The sequence below is a fragment of the Roseomonas sp. TAS13 genome (assembly GCF_001950415.1).
Classification (GTDB): Bacteria; Pseudomonadota; Alphaproteobacteria; order Acetobacterales; family Acetobacteraceae; genus Roseomonas; species Roseomonas mucosa.
The window spans coordinates 1-3,577 of sequence record NZ_BDLP01000410.1; the positions used below are offsets into that span (position 1 = coordinate 1).

A 3,577-nucleotide genomic window follows, 5' to 3' on the forward strand; every position below is an offset into this window, starting at 1 on the left:
GCCGTCAGGCACGGAAGCCGGCGGGGCTGGGGGCGGGGCTTCCGGGGCCCTGCCGTCGCCGGTTGCTCCGGCAGGGGCCACGGGGCCTTCCATGAGGGGGGCCTCGTCCTCCCCGGCATCCTCGTGGTCCGCCAGGTCCTCCAGCAGCGCGTCCACCTTGTCGCGCACCCATTCGACGCGCCGCCGGCTCAGGGCGCCGCGCCCGGCATCGGCCTGGGCCAGCGCCAGGCCGGGCAGCGCCACCTCGTCGTAATAGGCGCGCAGGGAGGTGCCGTTGAGGCGCAGCTCGGCCTGCTCGATCAGCCCGTCCGCGTCCCCGGCCAGGGCGCGCTGATAGAAGGCCTCGGGCGGCGCCAGGGCCTCCCGGTCCCCCAGCAGGACGTCGAGGAACTCGAGCTGCTTCACGTGCCGGCCGAGGACCACGAGGCAGAGCGTCAGCGGCATTGCCATCAGCAGGCCGAGGGGCCCCCAGAGCCAGGTCCAGAAGGCCGTGGCCAGCAGCACCGCGATCGGGGTGAGGCCGGTGCTGTGGCCATAGACCAGGGGTTCCACCGCCTGAGCCTGCAGCCCCTCGGCCACGGCGAAGAGCGCCACGGTCCAGAGCAGGGTGGCCCAGCCCGGGTCCACCGCCAGGGCCAGCAAGGCGGGGAAGGCGACGGAGATGATCACGCCGACGAAGGGAACGAAGCGCATCAGCCCCGCCAGCACGCCCCAGAGCGCCGGGTTGGGAATGCCGACGGCCCAGAGGCCCAGGCCGATGACCGCGCCGAAGCAGGCGTTCAGCATCACCTGGGCCAGAAAGAAGCGGCTGAGGCGCGTCGTCGCCTCGTCCAGCGCGGCGGTGGTGCGCTGCAGGTCGCCGGAGCCGACCAGCTTGATGACGCGGTCGCGCATGTCCTCCCGGTACAGCAGCAGGAAGACCACGAAGACCGCGACGATGCCGGTGGTGGCGACCGGGCCGACCAGGGGGGCGATCACGCTCTGGATCAGCTCCAGCGTTCCCGGTTCGGGCGTGTGGACCTCGACCGGCAGGGGGCGGACGGAGGTTCCGGCCTCGGCGGCGGGGCCGGTGGAGGCCGAGGAAGAGGTGGAGGCGTGGGGGCGGGGCACGACGTTCTCGCCCAGGCGCTGGAGCAGGCCGGAGACACGCTCCACCATGCCGCCGCTGGACAGGTGCCCGACCTTCTCCATCACCGCGGCCTGGTAGCGGGGCAGGTCGGTGGCGAGCTCGGCCATCTGCCGCCCCATCACCACGCCGCCCGTGGTCAGCAGGCCGAAGGCCAGGAAGACGGTCAGCAGCACGGCGGGGATGCGCGGCACCCGCCAGTGCCGCAGGCCCCGCACCACCGGCGCCAGGACAAAGGCGAGCAGCGTCGCCAGCACCAGCGGCACCAGGAGTTCCCGCGTGACGTAGAGGATGCCGACCACCGCCACGATGGCGTAGAGCGTGCCGGTGCCGCCGCTGGGCAGTCCGGCGGCCCGGATGCGGGCGCGGGCGCCGGAGCTTTCGGGAAGACGCATGCTGCTCCGTCTCGGCCGGGCCAGGGGGACGGGCGGCCCCGGCCTGTGATGGCGCGCCCGGCCTTTCGCCAACGCCAGGAAGTGGAGGGGGTTTTTCGCTTTCTGCGACGTTTCTCCGGTGGTGAGTTCCGGTGCCGCGGACAGGGGAGGCGAGGGCGGAAGGCAGCCTTGCCGCACTCGCCTCTTGCGCAGGGGGCTGGGAGATGCCTACTCCCGCCCCGCGCGGAGGAGTTGAGCGATGAACTGGATTTCCGACTGGGCTCTGCCGAAGATCCAGACCCTGTTCGGCAGCAAGCGGGACGTGCCGGAGAACCTCTGGCACAAGTGCCCGTCCTGCGAGCAGATGATCTTCCACCGCGACCTGGAGCGCGGGCTGCATGTCTGCCCGCATTGCGGCCATCACCTGCGCATCGGCGCGCTGCGGCGGCTGGACTACACGCTGGATGCCGGGTGGCAGCGCATCGAGCTGCCCAAGGCGCCGCTCGACCCGCTGCGCTTCCGCGACCAGCGCCGCTATGTGGACCGGCTGAAGGAGGCCCAGGCCAAGACCGGGCTGGACGAGGCCGTGGTGGTCGCGCATGGCACGATCGAGGGCAAGGCGGCGGTGGTCGCGGCCTTCGACTTCAACTTCCTCGCCGGCTCGATGAGCGCCGGGGTGGGCGAGGCGCTGGTCGCCGCCGCCCGGCTGGCCGTGCTGCAGGATGCGCCGCTGATCGTCTTCAGCGCCTCCGGCGGGGCGCGGATGCAGGAGGGCGCGGTCAGCCTGATGCAGATGCCGCGCACGGTCATCGCCTCGCTGATGGTCAAGGAAGCCGGGCTGCCCTTCATCACCGTGCTCTGCGACCCGACCACGGGCGGCGTCACCGCCTCCTTCGCCATGCTGGGCGACATCCAGATCGCCGAGCCCAGGGCGCTGATCGGCTTCGCCGGGGCGCGGGTGATCGAGCAGACGGTGCGCGAGAAGCTGCCCGAGGGCTTCCAGCGGGCGGAATACCTGCTGGAGCACGGTATCCTGGACATGGTGGTCAGGCGCGGCGACATGAAGGTCACGCTGGCGCGGCTGATCTCCCTGCTGCGCGAGCGCCTGCCCCCTGGGCTGGAGGTGGAGGAAGCGGAGCTGCCGATGCCGCCGCCGCCCGACATCGCCGCGCCCAAGCCGCAGCCGCGCCCCACCGTGGTGGCCCGCACGGCGCCGACCGAGAATCCGGCGAACGGCGACTGAGGCCGCCGCCCATGCCCGGCCCCACGCGCTCCTCCCCCGTGGCGCCCTCCATGGCGCCGGGCCAGCTCGACCCCTCGCTGCGCCTGCCCACCGGCATCGAGCCGGGGCGGGCGGAGCGGATCGTGGACCGGCTGCATGCGCTGCATCCGAAGCTGATGGACCTCAGCACCGGCCGGATCGAGCGCTGCTTGGCGGCGCTCGGCCATCCGGAGCGGCACCTGCCGCCGGTGCTCCATGTGGCGGGCACCAACGGCAAGGGCAGCACCTGCGCCTTCGCCCGCGCCATCGCCGAGGCGGCGGGGAAGCGCGTCCATGCCTATACCTCGCCGCATCTGGTGCGCTTCCACGAGCGCATCCGGCTGGCGGGGACGCTGGTGGAGGAGGAGGTGCTGGCCGCCGCGCTGGAGGAGGCCGAGCAGGCCAATGCCGGGGAGGGGATCAGCGTCTTCGAGATCACCACGGCCACCGCCTTCCTGCTCTTCGCCCGGGTGCCGGCGGATCTGCTGGTGCTGGAGGTCGGGCTCGGCGGGCGATTCGACGCGACCAATGTCGTGCCGCGCCCGGCGGCCTGCGCCGTCGCCTCGGTCTCGATGGACCATATGGAGTTCCTGGGGAACAGCCTGGCCGGGATCGCGGCGGAGAAGGCGGGCATCGCCCGTCCCGGCGTGCCGCTGGTGACCGGCTTCCAGGCGCCGGAGGCGATGGCGGCGATCGAGCGCGTCGCCGCCGAGGCCGGGGCGCCGCTGCTGCGCCGGGGACGGGACTGGGAGATCGGGCCGGGGGGCGAGGGGCTGCTCTACCGCGATGCCGCCGGGGTGCTGCGCCTGCCGCGCC

General features: G+C 73.1%; 3 protein-coding genes. 2 read left to right on the plus strand and 1 reads right to left on the minus strand.

What is annotated here, in order from left to right:
- Positions 1–1,521, minus strand: a 1,521-nt coding sequence (locus tag ROTAS13_RS21130) for an AI-2E family transporter (RefSeq protein ID WP_075823316.1), incomplete at its 3' end; no start/stop codon positions are given.
- Positions 1,522–1,759: 238 nt separating this feature from the next.
- On the opposite strand from ROTAS13_RS21130, the gene accD reads away from it, so the two are divergent.
- A complete protein-coding gene (accD, locus tag ROTAS13_RS21135; RefSeq protein ID WP_019462836.1) occupies positions 1,760–2,743 on the plus strand; it encodes an acetyl-CoA carboxylase, carboxyltransferase subunit beta in 984 nt (327 codons plus the stop codon).
- 11 nt (positions 2,744–2,754) lie between these two features.
- Positions 2,755–3,577, plus strand: an 823-nt coding sequence (locus ROTAS13_RS21140) for a folylpolyglutamate synthase/dihydrofolate synthase family protein (RefSeq protein ID WP_371329213.1), incomplete at its 3' end; no start/stop codon positions are given.